This window comes from Streptomyces sp. URMC 124 (assembly GCF_051386455.1).
Taxonomy (GTDB): Bacteria; Actinomycetota; Actinomycetes; order Streptomycetales; family Streptomycetaceae; genus Streptomyces.
In genome coordinates this window covers 20895-36716 of sequence record NZ_JBPQTS010000035.1, presented here as the reverse complement: position 1 = coordinate 36716, position 15822 = coordinate 20895, and the positions used below count along the sequence as shown (strand labels likewise).

The 15822-nt window shown below is 72.5% G+C and carries 14 protein-coding genes and 1 tRNA gene; 4 read left to right on the top strand and 11 right to left on the bottom strand.

Features of this window, described 5'->3' with window-relative positions; translation table 11 throughout:
* Nucleotides 1–42: 42 nt before the first annotated feature.
* Both argH and ACSNOG_RS10370 read right to left on the bottom strand, forming a co-directional pair.
* Nucleotides 43–1476 (bottom strand): argininosuccinate lyase, encoded by a 1434-nt coding sequence (argH, locus tag ACSNOG_RS10375; RefSeq protein WP_436752283.1) that lies wholly within the window; start codon nt 1474–1476, stop codon nt 43–45.
* Between the two features lie 109 nt (nt 1477–1585).
* Nucleotides 1586–2779: an argininosuccinate synthase gene (locus ACSNOG_RS10370; protein WP_436752282.1), complete on the bottom strand. Its 1194-nt coding sequence runs from the start codon at nt 2777–2779 to the stop codon at nt 1586–1588.
* 202 nt (nt 2780–2981) lie between these two features.
* Between ACSNOG_RS10370 and ACSNOG_RS10365 the strand changes: the two genes are divergently transcribed.
* A tRNA-Pro gene (locus tag ACSNOG_RS10365) sits at nt 2982–3058 on the top strand.
* A gap of 64 nt (nt 3059–3122) precedes the next feature.
* Here ACSNOG_RS10365 and ACSNOG_RS10360 read toward each other — a convergent pair.
* The 6 genes from ACSNOG_RS10360 to argC all read right to left on the bottom strand — a co-directional run bounded on the left by ACSNOG_RS10360 (nt 3123) and on the right by argC (nt 9604).
* Nucleotides 3123–4331, bottom strand: coding sequence for an amidohydrolase family protein (locus tag ACSNOG_RS10360; protein WP_436752281.1), 1209 nt, complete (start codon nt 4329–4331; stop codon nt 3123–3125).
* Nucleotides 4332–4519: 188 nt separating this feature from the next.
* Nucleotides 4520–5062, bottom strand: a complete 543-nt coding sequence (locus tag ACSNOG_RS10355) for an arginine repressor (RefSeq protein WP_058045220.1) — start codon at nt 5060–5062, stop codon at nt 4520–4522.
* 94 nt (nt 5063–5156) lie between these two features.
* Nucleotides 5157–6350 carry an acetylornithine transaminase gene (locus tag ACSNOG_RS10350; protein WP_436752280.1) on the bottom strand — a complete coding sequence of 398 codons (1194 nt, stop codon included), beginning with the start codon at nt 6348–6350 and terminating at the stop codon, nt 5157–5159.
* Nucleotides 6347–7333: an acetylglutamate kinase gene (gene argB, locus ACSNOG_RS10345; RefSeq protein WP_436752279.1), complete on the bottom strand. Its 987-nt coding sequence runs from the start codon at nt 7331–7333 to the stop codon at nt 6347–6349. The genes ACSNOG_RS10350 and argB overlap by 4 nt, the downstream gene beginning before the upstream one ends.
* Entirely contained in the window at nt 7330–8481 is a 1152-nt protein-coding gene (argJ, locus tag ACSNOG_RS10340) for a bifunctional glutamate N-acetyltransferase/amino-acid acetyltransferase ArgJ (RefSeq protein WP_436752278.1), read from the bottom strand. Before argJ ends, argB begins: the two co-directional genes overlap by 4 nt.
* Before the next feature lie 94 nt (nt 8482–8575).
* Complete coding sequence (argC, locus tag ACSNOG_RS10335; RefSeq protein ID WP_436752277.1) at nt 8576–9604, bottom strand: N-acetyl-gamma-glutamyl-phosphate reductase; 1029 nt, start codon at nt 9602–9604, stop codon at nt 8576–8578.
* Between the two features lie 269 nt (nt 9605–9873).
* Between argC and ACSNOG_RS10330 the strand changes: the two genes are divergently transcribed.
* Entirely contained in the window at nt 9874–10401 is a 528-nt protein-coding gene (locus tag ACSNOG_RS10330; protein WP_436752276.1) for a hypothetical protein, read from the top strand.
* 92 nt (nt 10402–10493) lie between these two features.
* Here the strand turns inward: ACSNOG_RS10330 and ACSNOG_RS10325 are convergent, their stop codons facing one another.
* Entirely contained in the window at nt 10494–12713 is a 2220-nt protein-coding gene (locus ACSNOG_RS10325; RefSeq protein ID WP_436752275.1) for an NADP-dependent isocitrate dehydrogenase, read from the bottom strand.
* 145 nt (nt 12714–12858) lie between these two features.
* Nucleotides 12859–13356: a MarR family winged helix-turn-helix transcriptional regulator gene (locus ACSNOG_RS10320; RefSeq protein WP_436752274.1), complete on the bottom strand. Its 498-nt coding sequence runs from the start codon at nt 13354–13356 to the stop codon at nt 12859–12861.
* A 109-nt stretch (nt 13357–13465) separates the two neighbouring features.
* Here ACSNOG_RS10320 and ACSNOG_RS10315 point away from each other — a divergent pair, with 109 nt between their 5' ends.
* Together ACSNOG_RS10315 and ACSNOG_RS10310 are read left to right on the top strand one after the other, a co-directional pair.
* Nucleotides 13466–14389: an EamA family transporter gene (locus ACSNOG_RS10315; RefSeq protein WP_436752273.1), complete on the top strand. Its 924-nt coding sequence runs from the start codon at nt 13466–13468 to the stop codon at nt 14387–14389.
* 59 nt (nt 14390–14448) lie between these two features.
* Entirely contained in the window at nt 14449–15087 is a 639-nt protein-coding gene (locus ACSNOG_RS10310; protein WP_436752272.1) for an NAD(P)-dependent oxidoreductase, read from the top strand.
* Between the two features lie 301 nt (nt 15088–15388).
* Here ACSNOG_RS10310 and ACSNOG_RS10305 read toward each other — a convergent pair whose 3' ends face one another.
* Nucleotides 15389–15781: an RNA-binding S4 domain-containing protein gene (locus ACSNOG_RS10305; protein WP_436752271.1), complete on the bottom strand. Its 393-nt coding sequence runs from the start codon at nt 15779–15781 to the stop codon at nt 15389–15391.
* Nucleotides 15782–15822 lie beyond the last annotated feature (41 nt).

The following is a 15822-nucleotide window of genomic DNA, read 5'->3' as shown; positions in this document are numbered from 1 at the left end:
TCGGACGCAATCTTCAGGAGTCCGGGGGGCCGTCCGGGGCGGTCAGGGGCGCTTGGCGTCCGCCCACTCCCGCTGGACCGCCAGGTCCGCCTTGACCTCGCCGAGCTGGACCGCGACCGCGGACGGCGCGGTGCCGCCCCGCCCGCTGCGCGAGGCGAGCGCGCCCGGCACGTTCAGGACCGAGCGGACCTCGGGCGTCAGGTGCGGCGAGATGGCGGCGAACTGCTCGTCGGTCAGGCCGTCCAGCTCGATGCCCCGCGCCTCGCACTCCTTGACGCACTCCCCCGCCACCTCGTGCGCCACACGGAACGGCACGCCCTGCTTGACGAGCCACTCGGCGATGTCGGTGGCCAGGGAGAAACCGGCGGGGGCCAGCTCCTCCATCCGGGCGCGGTTGACCGTGAGGGTCGCCATCATCCCGGTGAAGGCCGGCAGGAGGACCTCCAGCTGGTCGCAGGAGTCGAAGACGGGCTCCTTGTCCTCCTGCAGGTCCCGGTTGTAGGCCAGCGGCAGGGCCTTGAGGGTGGCGAGCAGGCCGGTGAGGTTGCCGATCAGCCGCCCGGACTTGCCCCGCGCGAGCTCGGCGATGTCCGGGTTCTTCTTCTGCGGCATGATCGACGAGCCGGTGGAGAAGGCGTCGTGCAGGGTCACGAAGGAGAACTCCTTCGTGTTCCAGATGATGACCTCCTCGGCGATCCGCGACAGGTCGACGCCGATCATCGCCGTGATGAAGGCGAACTCGGCGACGAAGTCCCGCGAGGCCGTGCCGTCGATGGAATTGCCCGCCGAGCCGCGCTCGAAGCCCAGGTCGGCCGCGACCGCCTCGGGGTCGAGCCCGAGGGAGGACCCGGCCAGGGCCCCCGACCCGTAGGGCGAGACGGCCGTGCGCTCGTCCCACTGCCGCAGCCGCTCGGCGTCCCGCGAGAGCGCCTGGACGTGCGCGAGCACGTGGTGGGCGAAGAGCACCGGCTGGGCGTGCTGCAGGTGCGTCCGCCCCGGCATGGCGACGTCGGCGTGGGCCTCGGCAAGCCCCACGAGCGCCTCCTGCAGATCGGCGATCAGCCCGCCGATGATCCGGGCGTGGTCGCGCAGGTACATCCGGAAGAGCGTGGCGACCTGGTCGTTGCGGGACCGCCCGGCGCGCAGCTTCCCGCCGAGGTCCGGGCCGAGCCGCTCCAGCAGGCCGCGCTCCAGCGCGGTGTGCACGTCCTCGTCGGCGACGGTGCCGGTGAACGTGCCCGCGGCGACATCCTGCTCCAGCCGGTCGAGGCCGTCGAGCATCCGCTCCAGCTCGTCGGCCGTCAGCAGGCCGGCCGTGTGGAGCACGCGGGCGTGGGCGCGGGAACCGGCGATGTCGTAGGGGGCCAGCCGCCAGTCGAAGTGGACCGAAGCGGACAGCTTGGCCAGCGCCTCGGCGGGGCCGTCGGCGAAACGGCCGCCCCAGAGCCGGACGTCGTCGGTGGTGCCGTTGCTCACTTGCGTGCTCCTCGTGCGTGGATGGAAGGCGGCCGGCCGCCGCGGGCGGGGCCGCCGCGGGCGCCCGTGCCGCCCTCGCGGCACGACCGCCCACGGCGGCAGCTGTCGGTCAGGCCAGGTCGCGCTTCGCGGCGATCTTCGAGGACAGGCCGAAGATCTCGATGAAGCCCTTCGACATGGACTGGTCGAACGTGTCGCCCGTGTCGTACGTGGCGAGGTTGAAGTCGTAGAGCGACTTCTGGGACCGCCGGCCGTTGACGACGGCCCGGCCGCCGTGCAGCGTCATCCGGATGTCGCCCGAGACGTGCTCGTTGGCCTCGGCGATGAAGCCGTCCAGGGCCCGCTTGAGCGGGGAGAACCACAGGCCGTCGTAGACGAGCTCGGCCCACCGCTGCTCGACCTGCCGCTTGTACCGGGCGAGCTCGCGCTCGACCGTGACGGCCTCCAGCTCCTGGTGCGCGGTGATCAGCGCGATGGCGCCGGGCGCCTCGTAGATCTCCCGGGACTTGATGCCCACGAGCCGGTCCTCGACCATGTCGAGCCGGCCGACGCCCTGTGCGCCGGCCCGCTCGTTGAGCTGCTGGATCGCCTGCAGCACCGAGACGGGCTTGCCGTCGATCGCGACCGGGACGCCCTGCTCGAAGGTGATGATCACCTCGTCGGCCTCGCGGGGGGTGGCCGGATTGGCGGTGTAGTCGTAGACGTCCTCGATCGGGGCGTTCCAGATGTCCTCCAGGAAGCCCGTCTCGACCGCCCGCCCGAAGACGTTCTGGTCGATGGAGTACGGGGACTTCTTGGTGGTGGCGATCGGCAGGCCCTTGGCCTCGCAGAAGGCGATGGCCTTGTCCCGCGTCATCGTGTAGTCCCGGACGGGGGCGATGCACTTGAGCTCCGGGGCCAGCGAGGAGATGCCGGCCTCGAACCGCACCTGGTCGTTGCCCTTGCCGGTGCAGCCGTGGGCGACGGTGGTCGCGCCGTGCTTCTTCGCCGCGGCGACGAGGTGCTTGACGATCGTGGGCCGGGAGAGGGCGGAGACCAGCGGGTACCGGTCCATGTAGAGGGCGTTGGCCTTGATCGCCGGGAGGCAGTACTCCTCGGCGAACTCGTCCTTGGCGTCGGCGACCTCCGCCTCCACCGCACCGCAGGCGAGCGCGCGCTTGCGGATGACGTCCAGGTCCTCGCCGCCCTGGCCGACGTCCACGGCAACGGCGATGACCTCGGCGCCCGTCTCCTCGGCGATCCAGCCGATGGCGACGGAGGTGTCCAGGCCGCCGGAGTAGGCGAGTACGACGCGCTCGGTCACGGGTTTCTCCTTACGATGCATACGCTGATGGGCATAAGTATGCACTCCACCGTATGGTTCGTCAATGAGCGCCACTCGATCGCAGTAAGTAGTCGGATCATGACACAGCGGGGGTCCCCGGCCCCGAATTTGGATCACGCCGCCAAACAGGATATTTTCTTGTTGCACGCCCGACCGGGGAGAAACCCGGGAGGACGAGCACCGGGACGTGGCGCAGCTTGGTAGCGCACTTGACTGGGGGTCAAGGGGTCGTGGGTTCAAATCCCGCCGTCCCGACCAGCGAACATCGCAGGTCGGAGGCCGTTTCCTCGTAAGAGGAAGCGGCCTTCTCCGTTTTCCGGGTTCAGCTCTGCAGGAGCTTTCCGGGGCCGACCCGCCGGCCCTCCCGCAGGACGGCCGTCACGGCGTGGACGGCCGTGATGTCGGCGAGGGGGTCCCCGGCCACCGCCACGACGTCCGCGTCGAAGCCGGGCGCGATGCACCCCTTGCGGCAGGCCACGCCGCACGCCCGGGCCGCGGCCGAGGTCGCGGCGCGGAGCGCCTCCAGCGCGCCGAAGCCCCGCTCCGCCATGGCCACGATGCTGTACGGATGGCTGCCGTGGGCCTTGAACGGGAAGATCCCCGAGTCGCTGCCGCACACCACGCTCACGCCGGCCTCCCGCATCGCGGCCATCCCGGCGGCCAGGCCGGGCAGGCGGCGGGCGACCGGGGGCGGGGGCGGCGGGCCGCCGGGCAGCGATCCCAGGGTGAGGGAGGCGACCACGCCGAGGCGGACCATGTCGTCGAGGATCCGCCGGTCGTAGTCCACGCCGGTGTCGCTCTCGTCGGCGATCTCGGTGACGAAGAAGCAGTGCTCCACCATGTCGAACCCGGCGGCCACGGCGTCGGCGATACCGGCCGCCGAGTGCGCGTGCGCGGTCACCGGCAGCCCGTGCCGGTGCGCCTCGCGCACGGCGGCCAGCAGCTCGGCGTGGCCGTACTGCACGTGGAACGGATCCGAGCCGGGGGTCAGATGACCGCCGGTCACCATCACCTTCACCACGTCGACGCCCCGCTCGGCGCGCTCGCGCACGGCCGCCCGGATCGCGTCGACGCCCTCGGCCTGCCCGCCGAGGAACCAGCAGTGGCCGCGCGCGGTGGTGATCGGCGGCCCGGAGGCGAGCACGGTGGGACCGGCCGTGGGGTCCGCGGCGGTCTCCTCGCGCAGCCGCAGCGCCAGATAGCCCCGGTCCCCCAGGTCCCGTACGGTCGTCACGCCCGCGGCGAGCGTGGCGCGGCCCGACTCCCGCATGCGCTCCAGCAGCTCCTCGTCGCCGGCGCGGCACAGGCGGCCCACGACGTCGTCGCTCGCGTCGAAGGCGAGGTGGACGTGGGTGTCCACGAAGCCCGGGAGCAGCGTCGCGTCCCCCAGGTCCAGCAGTTCGGCGCCCGCGGGCACGCTCCCGCCGGGGAGCACGGCGACGACCCGCCCGCCCTCGGCCAGCACCACGGGCCGCTCGACGAGCTCCGGCCCTATCCCGTCGAAGAGCTTCGCCGCGCGGATCGCGAGCATGTGTCCTCCCTCGCCCAATGCCTGCCGTTGGGCTGGTGTTTACGGCGCCGTCGCCCCGGGCCCCCCGTCATCCTGCCCATTCCGGCGCCGCGGACACGACCGATGGCGCCCCGCAAGTGCGGGACGCCATCGGCACGTTCGGTCGGGGTGCGGGGCGCGGCCGGGGTCTCCCGGGCCGCGCCCCGCCCTCATCGCTCCTTCTGGGCCAGTCTCAGCAGGTGGTCCGCGAGGGCCTGGCCGCCCTTCGGGTCGCGGCTGATGAGCATCACCGTGTCGTCACCGGCGATGGTGCCGATGATCTCGTGCACGCCCGCCTGGTCGATCGCCGAGGCGAAGAACTGCGCGGCGCCCGGCGGCGTGCGCAGCACGACCAGGTTGGCGGAGGCCTCCGCCGAGATCAGCAGCTCGCCCGCGAGGCGGCCCATGCGGGCCTCGGTCGCGGATTCGCCGAGCGGGGCCCGGGGGGTGCGGTCGCCGCCCTCCGACGGGACCGCGTAGATCAGCTCGCCTCCGGTGTTGCGGATCTTGACCGCGCCCAGTTCGTCGAGGTCGCGGGAGAGGGTCGCCTGGGTGACGGACAGGCCGTCGTCGGCGAGCAGCTTGGCGAGCTGGCTCTGCGACCGGACCGCCTGCCGGCCGAGGATGTCCACGATCCGGCGGTGGCGGGCGGTACGGGTCTGCGGTACGGCCTGTCCGCCGTGGAACGGCTCCGGCTCCTGCGCCTGGGTCATCGTCTCGTCAGTCTCCGCTTCGTCGTTCCCCGAGGGCCCCGAGCGGCCGCCCGGCCCCTCCGGCCCCGTCGGCCTCGTCGGCCGCTCCGGCCGCTCACGCCCCCTGGCCGACGGCGGCAGCAGCGGCGTCCAGGACACCCGGCAGCGCCCGGAGGAACGTTTCCACCTCATCTTCGGTGATGATCAGCGGCGGGGCCAGCCGCACCACGTCGGGTGCGACCGCGTTCACCAGGAGGCCGGCGTCCTGTGCTGCCTGCTGCACCTTCGGTGCAAGGGGCTCGGAAAGGACAATACCCAGCAGCAGGCCCGCGCCACGGACGCGGTCGACCAGCGGGTGGCCGAGCGCAGCGATCCCGTCACGCAGCCGTTGCCCCGTCACCGCCACGCGGGCGAGGATTCCTTCGTCCTCCAGCGTGTCGAGGACCGCCAGGGCGGCGGCGCACGCGACGGGGTTCCCGCCGAACGTGGAGCCGTGCTGACCGGGCGTCAGCAGATCGGCCGCGGCGCCGAAGGCGAGGGTCGCCCCGATCGGCAGGCCGCCGCCGAGGCCCTTGGCGAGCGTGACGACGTCGGCCTCGACGCCCTGTGCTTGATGCTCGAACCAGTGGCCGGTGCGGCCGATACCTGTCTGAATCTCGTCCAGTACGAGGAGGGTGCCGGTGGCGCGGGTGATCTCCCGGGCGGCGGCCAGGTAGCCGGGCGGCGGTACGACGACGCCGGCCTCGCCCTGGACGGGCTCCAGCACCACGAGCGCGGTGTCGGTGGTCACGGCGGCCCGCAGCGCGTCGGCGTCGCCGTAGGGGACGTGCGTGACGCCGGCGGGCAGCGGCAGGAACGGATCCTGCTTGGCGGGCTGGCCGGTGAGCGCGAGGGCTCCCATCGTGCGGCCGTGGAAGCCGCCAGTGGTGGCGACCATGTGCGTCCGGCCGGTCCGGCGTCCGATCTTGAACGCGGCCTCGACGGCCTCCGCCCCCGAGTTGGCGAAGTACACGCGGCCCGGCCGGCCCGCGAGGGCGAGCAGCCGCTCGGCGAGGGCGACCGTCGGCTCGGCGGTGAAGAGGTTGGAGACGTGGCCGATCGTGGCGATCTGGTCCGACACCGCCCGCACGACCGCCGGGTGGGCGTGCCCGAGGGCGTTGACGGCGATCCCGCCGACGAGGTCGAGGTACGGCGTGCCGTCCGCGTCCCAGACGGTGCTCCCCTCCCCGCGGACGAGGGGGATGCGCGGGGTGCCGTAGTTGTCCATCAGCGCGCCCTGCCAGCGCTGGGTGAGTCCGGCGTTGCTCACTGCTGCTTCCCCTCCGGCTCGCTCGCCGCTTCGTCGGGCACGACCATCGTGCCGATGCCCTCGTCCGTGAAGATCTCCAGGAGGATGGAGTGCTGGACCCGGCCGTCTATGACGCGGGCCGTGGTGACGCCGTTGCGCACGGCGTGCAGGCACCCCTCCATCTTGGGGACCATCCCGCTGGCCAGGTCGGGCAGCAGGGCCTCCAGCTCGCTCGCCGTGAGCCGGCTGATGACCTCGTCGCTGTGCGGCCAGTCCTCGTAGAGGCCCTCGACGTCGGTGAGGACCATCAGCGTCTCGGCGCCGAGTGCCGCGGCGAGCGCGGCCGCCGCGGTGTCGGCGTTGACGTTGTAGACGTGTCCGTCGTCGGCGCTGCGGGCGATGGAGGAGACGACGGGGATGCGCCCGTTGTCGAGCAGGGCCTGGACGGCGCCGGTGTCGATGGCGATGACCTCGCCGACGCGGCCGATGTCGACGCGCTCGCCGTCGATGTCGGCGTAGCGCTTGGTGGCGGTCATGGTGTGGGCGTCCTCGCCCGTCAGGCCCACGGCGAGCGGGCCGTGCTGGTTGAGCAGGCCGACGAGCTCGCGCTGCACCTGGCCCGCGAGCACCATGCGGACGACGTCCATGGCCTCCGGCGTGGTCACCCGCAGGCCGGCCTTGAACTCCGACTCCAGGCCCAGCCGGTCGAGCTGGGCGCTGATCTGCGGGCCGCCGCCGTGCACGACGACCGGGCGCAGCCCCGCGTGGTGGAGGAAGACGACGTCCTGGGCGAAGGCGGCCTTCAGCTCCTCGTCGACCATGGCGTTGCCGCCGAACTTGATGACGACGGTCTTGCCGTGATGCCGCGTCAGCCAGGGCAGCGCCTCAATGAGGATGCGCGCCTTGGGGAGGGCGGTGTGCTTGCGGGTCGTCGTGCCCGCGGTGTCGGCGGCTTCCGCGGTGTCTGTGCTGCCTGTGCTGTCCGTGCTGTCCGTGGTCGTCATGAGGAGTACGCGCTGTTCTCGTGAACGTAGTCGGCGGTGAGGTCATTGGCCCAGATCACGGCGGACTCGCCGCCCTCGGCCAGGTCGGCGGTGATGCGCACCTCGCGGTAGCGCATGTCGACGAGGTCGCGGTCGTCGCCGACCGAGCCGTTCCGGCACACCCACACGTCATTGATGGCCACGTTCAGCTTGTCCGGGTCGAAGGCAGCCGACGTGGTGCCGATCGCGGACAGCACCCGGCCCCAGTTCGGGTCCTCACCATGAAGGGCGCACTTGAGGAGGTTGTTCCGGGCGATGGAGCGCCCGACCTCGACGGCGTCGTCCTCGGTGGCGGCGTTGATGACCTCGATGCGGATGTCCTTGCTCGCCCCCTCGGCGTCACCGATCAGCTGACGCGCCAAGTCATCGCACACCGCCCGGACCGCCTCGGCGAACTCCTCCTGCGCGGGAGTGACCCCGGCGGCACCCGAGGCCAGCAGCAGCACCGTGTCGTTGGTCGACATGCAGCCGTCGGAATCCACCCGGTCGAAGGTCTTACGGGTCGCGGCGCGCAGCGCGTCATCCAGCCCGGCAGCGTCCACGTCGGCGTCGGTGGTCAGGACCACGAGCATGGTGGCCAGGCCCGGCGCGAGCATGCCCGCACCCTTGGCCATGCCGCCCACCGTCCAGCCCTCCCCCTGCACCACCGCGGTTTTGTGCACCGTATCCGTGGTCTTGATCGCGATGGCGGCCTTCTCACCACCGTGCGCGGAGAGCACGACGGCCGCCTTCTCGATGCCCGGCAGCAGCTTGTCCATCGGCAGCCGCACCCCGATCAGGCCCGTGGACGCCACGGCAACCTCACCCGCGCTGTGCCCCAGCACCTCGGCGGCCTTCTCAGCCGTGGCATGGGTGTCCTGGAAACCCCCCGGACCGGTGCAGGCATTGGCGCCACCGGAGTTGAGGACCACAGCGGAGACCCGGCCGCCCTTGAGAACCTGCTGCGACCACAGCACCGGCGCAGCCTTCACGCGGTTCGAGGTGAACACACCCGCAGCCGCCAGACGAGGCCCCTCATTGACCACCAGCGCCAGATCGGGACTGCCGCTCTCCTTGATCCCGGCAGCGATACCCGCCGCCGTGAACCCCTTCGCTGCCGTGACGCTCACTGCATCTCCTCGTCGGCCCGGTTGCTCGTCATGTTCTTGGTCGTGTCGCACGGCACCAGCCGCGCCAGGAGGGTCGCGATGACCCGGCGGACGCTCAAGGCGCCACCCCGGTGACCGGCAGGCCCAGCTCCTCAGGGAGACCGAGGGCGATGTTCATGCTCTGCACCGCACCGCCCGCGGTGCCCTTGGTCAGGTTGTCGATCGCGCTCACCACGACGATCCGCCCCGCCGCCTCGTCGAGCGCCACCTGCACCAGCGCGGTGTTGGAGCCGTAGACGGCGGCGGTGGCGGGCCACTGCCCCTCGGGCAGCAGGTGGACGAACGGCTCGTCCGCGAACGCCTTCTCGTACGCGGCCCGCAGGCTTGCGGCCGTCACACCGGGACGGGCCTTGGCGCTGCAGGTGGCGAGGATGCCCCGCGACATCGGCGCCAGGGTGGGCGTGAAGGAGACCGTGACGGGCTCTCCCGCGGCGGCGGAGAGGTTCTGGACGATCTCCGGGGTGTGCCGGTGTGAGCCGCCCACGCCGTAGGGGCTCATGGACCCCATGACCTCGGAGCCCAGCAGGTGCGGCTTGGCCGCCTTCCCCGCACCCGACGTCCCCGACGCGGCCACGACCACCGCCTCCGGGCCCGCCAGCCCCGCCGCGTACGCCGGGAACAGCGCCAGCGACACCGCCGTCGGATAGCAGCCGGGAACGGCAATACGCCGCGCACCCTTGAGCGCCTCCCGCCCGCCCGGCAGCTCCGGCAACCCGTACGGCCACGTCCCCGCATGCGCGGAGCCGTAGAACCGCTCCCACTCCCCCGCGTCCTTCAACCGGAAGTCCGCACCGCAGTCGATCACCAGGGCCGCGTCGCCGAGCTCCGCGGCGACGGCCGCCGACTGCCCGTGCGGCAGGGCGAGGAAGACGACGTCGTGTCCGGCGAGGACGCCGGCGGACGTCGGCTCCAGCACGCGCGCGGCCAGGGGCAGCAGGTGCGGCTGCACGGCGCCGAGCGGCTGGCCGGCGTTGGAGTTCGCGGTGAGGGCGCCGATCCGTACGCCGGGGTGTGCGAGGAGCAGGCGCAGCACTTCGCCGCCTGCGTATCCGCTCGCTCCTGCCACTGCCACACGTACTGCCATCGGGCCCCTCCTGGTTGATGGCATGACTATACGAATAAGCGAAGATTTATGCAATGCCGCCTGCCGGAGGTTCGCGGCACACGACTCTGACCTGCATCTTTACGGGACGCCGCCGGACTCCGAGCCTCGCGATGCCACCTATGGCGCCATGTCGGCTCGCAATGGCGCCATCGATGCGTCATGATGGCACTCGTGGGGGTAGCGCGCCCCACGGCCTCGCAAGGCCGGGGGCCCGCGTTTCGCGGGTGAGTCACCAAAAGGGGCGGGGCATGGAGACAGCAGAGAGCCGGCAGCAGGCAGCACCCGGCGCCTTCGGCGCCTTCTTCCGCTTCGTCCTCTTCGGCGGCGGGGTGGGGCTCGCCTCCGGCTTCGCCGTGGCCGGCCTCGGCGCCCGGGTTCCCTGGGTCCTGGCCAACGCCCTGGTCACCGTGGTCTCCACGCTCCTCGCCACCGAGCTGCACGCCCGCTTCACCTTCGGTGCGGGCGGGCGGGCGACCCTGCGCCAGCATGCGCAGTCGGCCGGGTCAGCGGCGGCCGCGTACGTGGTGACCTGCGTGGCGATGCTCGCGCTGCAGCAGCTGGTGGCGGCACCCGGTGCAGTGCTGGAGCAGGTCGTCTACCTGTCGGCGTCCGCACTCGCCGGTGTCGCGCGGTTCGCGGTGCTGCGCCTCGTGGTCTTCGCGCGGAACCGCTCGCAGGCCGCGGCCCCCGCCCGGGCCGCCCACCGCTCCCTGCCCGCGACCGTGGCCCGTACCTCGGCCCCGGTCGGCCCCGCGGCGCTCTGCCGCGCCGCCTGAACCGGCACGCGCGGCTGGGGCCGGGACAAACGGAACCGCCCCGGCCGGGCGCAGTGCCGGCCGGGGCGGAACGGTTTTCCGTCGCGGGCGCGTCAGCCCAGGATCGCCAGAGCCTGGTTGAGCGTCGCCGAGGGGCGCATGACGGCCGAGGCCTTCGTCACGTCGGGCTGGTAGTAGCCGCCGATCTCGGCCGGGGAGCCCTGCACCGCGATCAACTCGTCGACGATCGTCTGCTCCTGCTCGGTGAGCGTCTTGGCCAGGGGCGCGAACGCCTCCGCGAGCCGGGCGTCGTCGGTCTGCTTGGCGAGCTCCTGGGCCCAGTAGAGCGCCAGGTAGAAGTGGCTGCCGCGGTTGTCGATGCCGCCCAGGCGGCGGCTCGGCGACTTGTCCTCGTTGAGGAAGGTGCCGGTCGCGCGGTCGAGCGTGTCGGCGAGCACCTTGGCGCGGGCGTTGCCGGTGGTGGCCGCGAGGTGCTCGAAGCTGGCCGCGAGGGCGAAGAACTCGCCGAGGCTGTCCCAGCGGAGGTAGTTCTCCTTGACGAGCTGCTGCACGTGCTTGGGAGCGGAGCCGCCGGCGCCGGTCTCGAACAGGCCGCCGCCGTTCATCAGCGGGACGACCGACAGCATCTTCGCGCTCGTGCCGAGCTCGAGGATCGGGAACAGGTCGGTCAGGTAGTCGCGCAGGACGTTGCCGGTGACGGAGATCGTGTCCTCGCCGCGGCGGATGCGCTCCAGCGAGAACTTCGTCGCCTCGACGGGCGACATGATCTCGATCTGCAGGCCCTCGGTGTCGTGCTCCGGCAGGTACGCCTTGACCTTCTCGATGAGCTGCGCGTCGTGCGCGCGGTTCTCATCGAGCCAGAAGACGGCCGGGACGCCGGTCGCGCGGGCGCGGGTGACGGCGAGCTTGACCCAGTCGCGGATCGGCGCGTCCTTGGTCTGGCACATGCGGAAGATGTCGCCGGCGCCGACGACCTGCTCCAGCACGACGTTCCCGGCGGCGTCGACGACGCGCACGGTGCCCGTGGTGGCGATCTCGAAGGTCTTGTCGTGGCTGCCGTACTCCTCGGCCTTCTGCGCCATGAGGCCGACGTTGGGCACCGAGCCCATGGTCGACGGGTCGAAGGCGCCGTGGGCGCGGCAGTCGTCGAGGACGACCTGGTAGACGCCCGCGTAGCTGCTGTCCGGGAGGACGGCGAGGGTGTCGGCCTCCTGGCCGTCCGGGCCCCACATGTGGCCGGAGGTGCGGATCATGGCCGGCATGGAGGCGTCGACGATGACGTCGCTGGGGACGTGCAGGTTGGTGATGCCCTTGTCGGAGTCGACCATCGCCAGGGCCGGGCCCTCGGCGAGCTCGGCGTCGAAGGAGGCCTTGATCGCGGCGCCCTCGGGCAGGGCCTCCAGGCCCTTGAAGATGCCGCCGAGGCCGTCGTTCGGGGTCAGGCCCGCGGCGGCGAGCTGCTCGCCGTACTGCGCGAACGTCTTCGGGAAGAAGGCGCGGACCACGTGGCCGAAGATGATCGGGTCGGAGACCTTCATCATCGTGGCCTTCAGGTGCACGGAGAACAGCACGCCCTCGGCCTTGGCGCGGGCGACCTGCGCCGCGAGGAACTCGCGCAGCGCGGCGACGCGCATGACGGAGGCGTCGACGACCTCGCCGGCGAGCACGGGGACCGACTCGCGCAGGACCGTGGTGGAGCCGTCGTCACCCGAGAGCTCGATGCGGAGCGTGCCGTCCTCGGCGATGACCGCGGACTTCTCGGTGGAGCGGAAGTCGTCGACGCCCATGGTGGCGACGTTCGTCTTCGAGTCGGCCGTCCAGGCGCCCATGCGGTGCGGGTGCGTCTTGGCGTAGTTCTTGACCGACGCGGGGGCGCGGCGGTCGGAGTTGCCCTCGCGCAGGACGGGGTTGACCGCGCTGCCCTTGACCTTGTCGTAGCGGGCGCGGACGTCGCGCTCCTCGTCGGTCTTCGGGTCGTCCGGGTAGTCCGGCAGCGCGTAGCCCTGCGCCTGCAGCTCGGCGACCGCGGCCTTCAGCTGCGGGATCGAGGCCGAGATGTTGGGCAGCTTGATGATGTTGGCACCCGGCGTCTTGGCCAGCCGGCCGAGCTCGGCGAGGGCGTCGTCGATGCGCTGGCCCTCTTCGAGGTACTCGGGGAACTGCGAGATGATCCGGCCGGCCAGCGAGATGTCGCGGGTCTCCACAGTGACCCCGGCCGTCGAGGCGTAGGCCTGGACCACGGGCAGGAACGAGTGCGTGGCCAGGGCCGGCGCCTCGTCGGTGTGCGTGTAAATGATGGTCGAGTCAGTCACCGGGTGCTCCGCTCCACGTCTGTAACATTGCTCGACATCAAGATATCTCGTACCGGACCCCCTCTCGACAGGACCCTGGCCACATCTGCGGAACGGGCCCGCGCCCGCGTTCCGGCCAGGGGTCCGGGGCTGCGGGGCTCCCGGGTCAGCCCGTTCCGCCGCCCAGGGACTCCAGCAGCTTCCTGAGGCCCGTCGCGAGCGCGTCGCGCTCCTCCTTCGACAGGGCGGCGAGCAGGCCCTCCGAGGTGGCGAGGTGGTCGGGCAGGGTCTCGTCCACGAGGGCGCGGCCCTCGTCGGTGAGCTCGACGACGACGCTGCGGCCGTCCGAGGCACTGGGCCTGCGGCTCACCAGACCGCGGGTCTCCAGCCGGTCGAGCCGCTGGGTGATCGCCCCTGACGTGACCATCGAGGACCGCATCAGTTCGGCGGGGGTCAGCCGGTGCGGCGCGGCGCTGCGGCGCAGCGTGGCGAGGACGTCGAAGGACGCGTGGTCGAGGCCGTGGGCGTTGAAGGTGCGGCCCGTCTCGACGTCGACGAGCCGGGCCAGCCGCTTGAGCCGCCCGAGCACCGCCATCGGGGACACATCCAGGTCAGGGCGTTGCACAGCCCACTGTTCGAGTACGCGGTCGACGTGATCTGCCATCGGGCCAGGGTAGTGGGTCGAAGGCAACTGTCTTAGCAGTGAGGTACCTCACGACGCTTCCTTCACCTCTCGACCCCCACATAGCTTAGCGCTGAGATACATTGCTTTAGTGCTAAGCAATCGAGTCGGAAACCTGCTGCTGACCGCCCTCGCGCCTGCCGTCTGGGGCACCACCTACCTCGTGACCACCGAGCTCCTCCCGCCGGGCCGCCCGCTCCTCGCGGCGGTCGTCCGGGCCCTGCCCGCCGGGCTGGTGCTCGTGGCCGTGACGCGGCGCCTGCCGCAGGGCGTGTGGTGGTGGCGGGCGCTCGTGCTCGGCGCCCTGAACATCGGCGGGTTCTTCGCTCTGCTGTTCGTCGCCGCGTACCGCCTGCCCGGCGGGGTCGCAGCCACCGTCGGCGCGATACAGCCGCTGCTGGTCGCCCTGCTCTCCGCCGGCCTGCTGGGCGAACGGCTCTCCCCTCGTACGCTGATCACCGCCGTCGCGGGAGTCGCCGGAGTCAGCCTGCTCGTGCTCCGGGCCGAGGCGCGGCTCGACGCCCTCGGGGTCGCCGCCGCGGTCGGCGGAGCGGTCGTCATGGCCACCGGCATCGTTCTCAGCAAGCGCTGGGTCTCGCCCGCGCCCCTCCTCGCGACCACCGGCTGGCAGCTCGTCGCGGGCGGCCTGCTGCTGCTCCCCGTCGCCCTCTTCGCCGAAGGCCTGCCGCCCGCCGCGCCCACCGCCGCGAACCTGGCCGGATACGCCTACCTCGCCGTCATCGGGTCCGCCCTCTCCTACAGCCTGTGGTTCCGCGGAATCCGGCTGCTCTCCCCCACCGACGCGACCTTCCTCGGCCTGCTCAGCCCGCTCGTCGCCACCGCGCTGGGATGGCTGATACTCAATCAGGAACTCAGCGCCGTCCAGGGCTTCGGCGCGCTCGTCGTCCTGGCCTCGCTCGTGGTGGCCCAGCGCAAGCGCGGCGGCGCGGCGGGCCCGGCGCGCACGGAGCGCCCGGCGCCGGCGGCGCCGGACGCCGAGCCCGCCACCCGGTGACGTCACCGCTCGTCCAGTCAAGACCCCGCGATCCCTTCCGACCAAGGAGCCGAACAGCAATGCGCATCACCGTCTTCGGAGCAGCAGGCAACGTGGGCAGCCGCGTCGTGACCGAGGCCCTGTCCCGCGGCCACGAAGTCACCGCCGTCGTAAGGAACTCCGCCCGCTTCGGCGAGCTGCCGGAGGGCGCCGTCGCCCGCACCGGCGACGCCTCCGACCCGGCCGACGTCGAACGGCTCAGCGCCGGGCAGGACCTCGTGATCGGCGCCACCCGCCCGCCGGCCGGCAGCGAGCACCAGCTCCTCGCCGCCACCCAGGGCCTGCTGGCCGGGCTCGCCCGGACCGGCGTCCGGCTGCTGCTCGTGGGCGGCGCCGGCAGCCTGACCCTCCCCGGCACCGAGGGCCTCACCGTCATCGACGGGCCCGGCTTCCCCGCCGACTGGCGGCCCATCGCCCTGGCCTGCAACGACCAGCTGGCCGCCTGCCGCGCCGTGCAGGACGTGGACTGGGCCTACCTGAGCCCGGCCGCCGTACTGGAGCCGGGCGTGCGCACCGGCACCTACCGCCTGGGCAAGGACGAGCTCATCGTGGACGCCGAGGGCAACTCGGCGATATCCATGGAGGACCTGGCCGTGGCCCTCCTCGACGAGGCCGAGAAGCCGGTCCACCACCGGGCGCGGTTCACGGTCGGCTACTGAGCGGACAACGGGGCGCCGACCGCGAACGGTCGGCGCCCCGGGCGTCGTGCGGCCCGCCTCGACCGTCCGGCATCCCGCGTGCGGGCGGCCCGCCGTCCCCGTCCCGCCGCGGCGCGCTACCGCCACGGCGGAGACCGGCGGCGCCGGACCGGCCGACGCGACCTGGCCCGGCACCGCCGGTACGGCCCGTCGCGGCTGATCACCGCTGCGGCGGAAGGGTGTCGCGCGGTCGGCAGCTCGCAGTGGGCGTCGCGCCCACACCGCCGCAGCGCGGCGCGCTACCGCCGCGGCGAGGGGGAGGTCATCGGCCCCGTTGTGTGCCCTGCAGGCGTTCCAACTCTCGGCGGTCGCGTTTGGTGGGGCGGCCCGTGCCGCGGTCGCGGACCGCTGCCGCGGCCACGTGTTCGCGCGGCGGCTCGGGCGGGGTGTTGTCGACGTAGCACTCGGCGGCGACGGGCGCGCCGACGCGCTTGCTGATGAGCCGCGACACCACCACGACCCGCTCCCGCCCCGCGAGACGCACCCGTACCTCGTCGCCGGTGCGCACCGGCTGGGACGGCTTGGCGCGCTCGCCGTTGACGCGGACGTGGCCCGCGCGGCAGGCGGTGCCCGCCGCGGAGCGGGTCTTCGTGAGCCGTACGGACCAGATCCAGCTGTCGACCCGGACCGGGCCGCTCCCCTCGTCTGAAGCCATGCTCCGACTCTAGCGGGGCGGCCCGGGAACCCCCGCGCTCC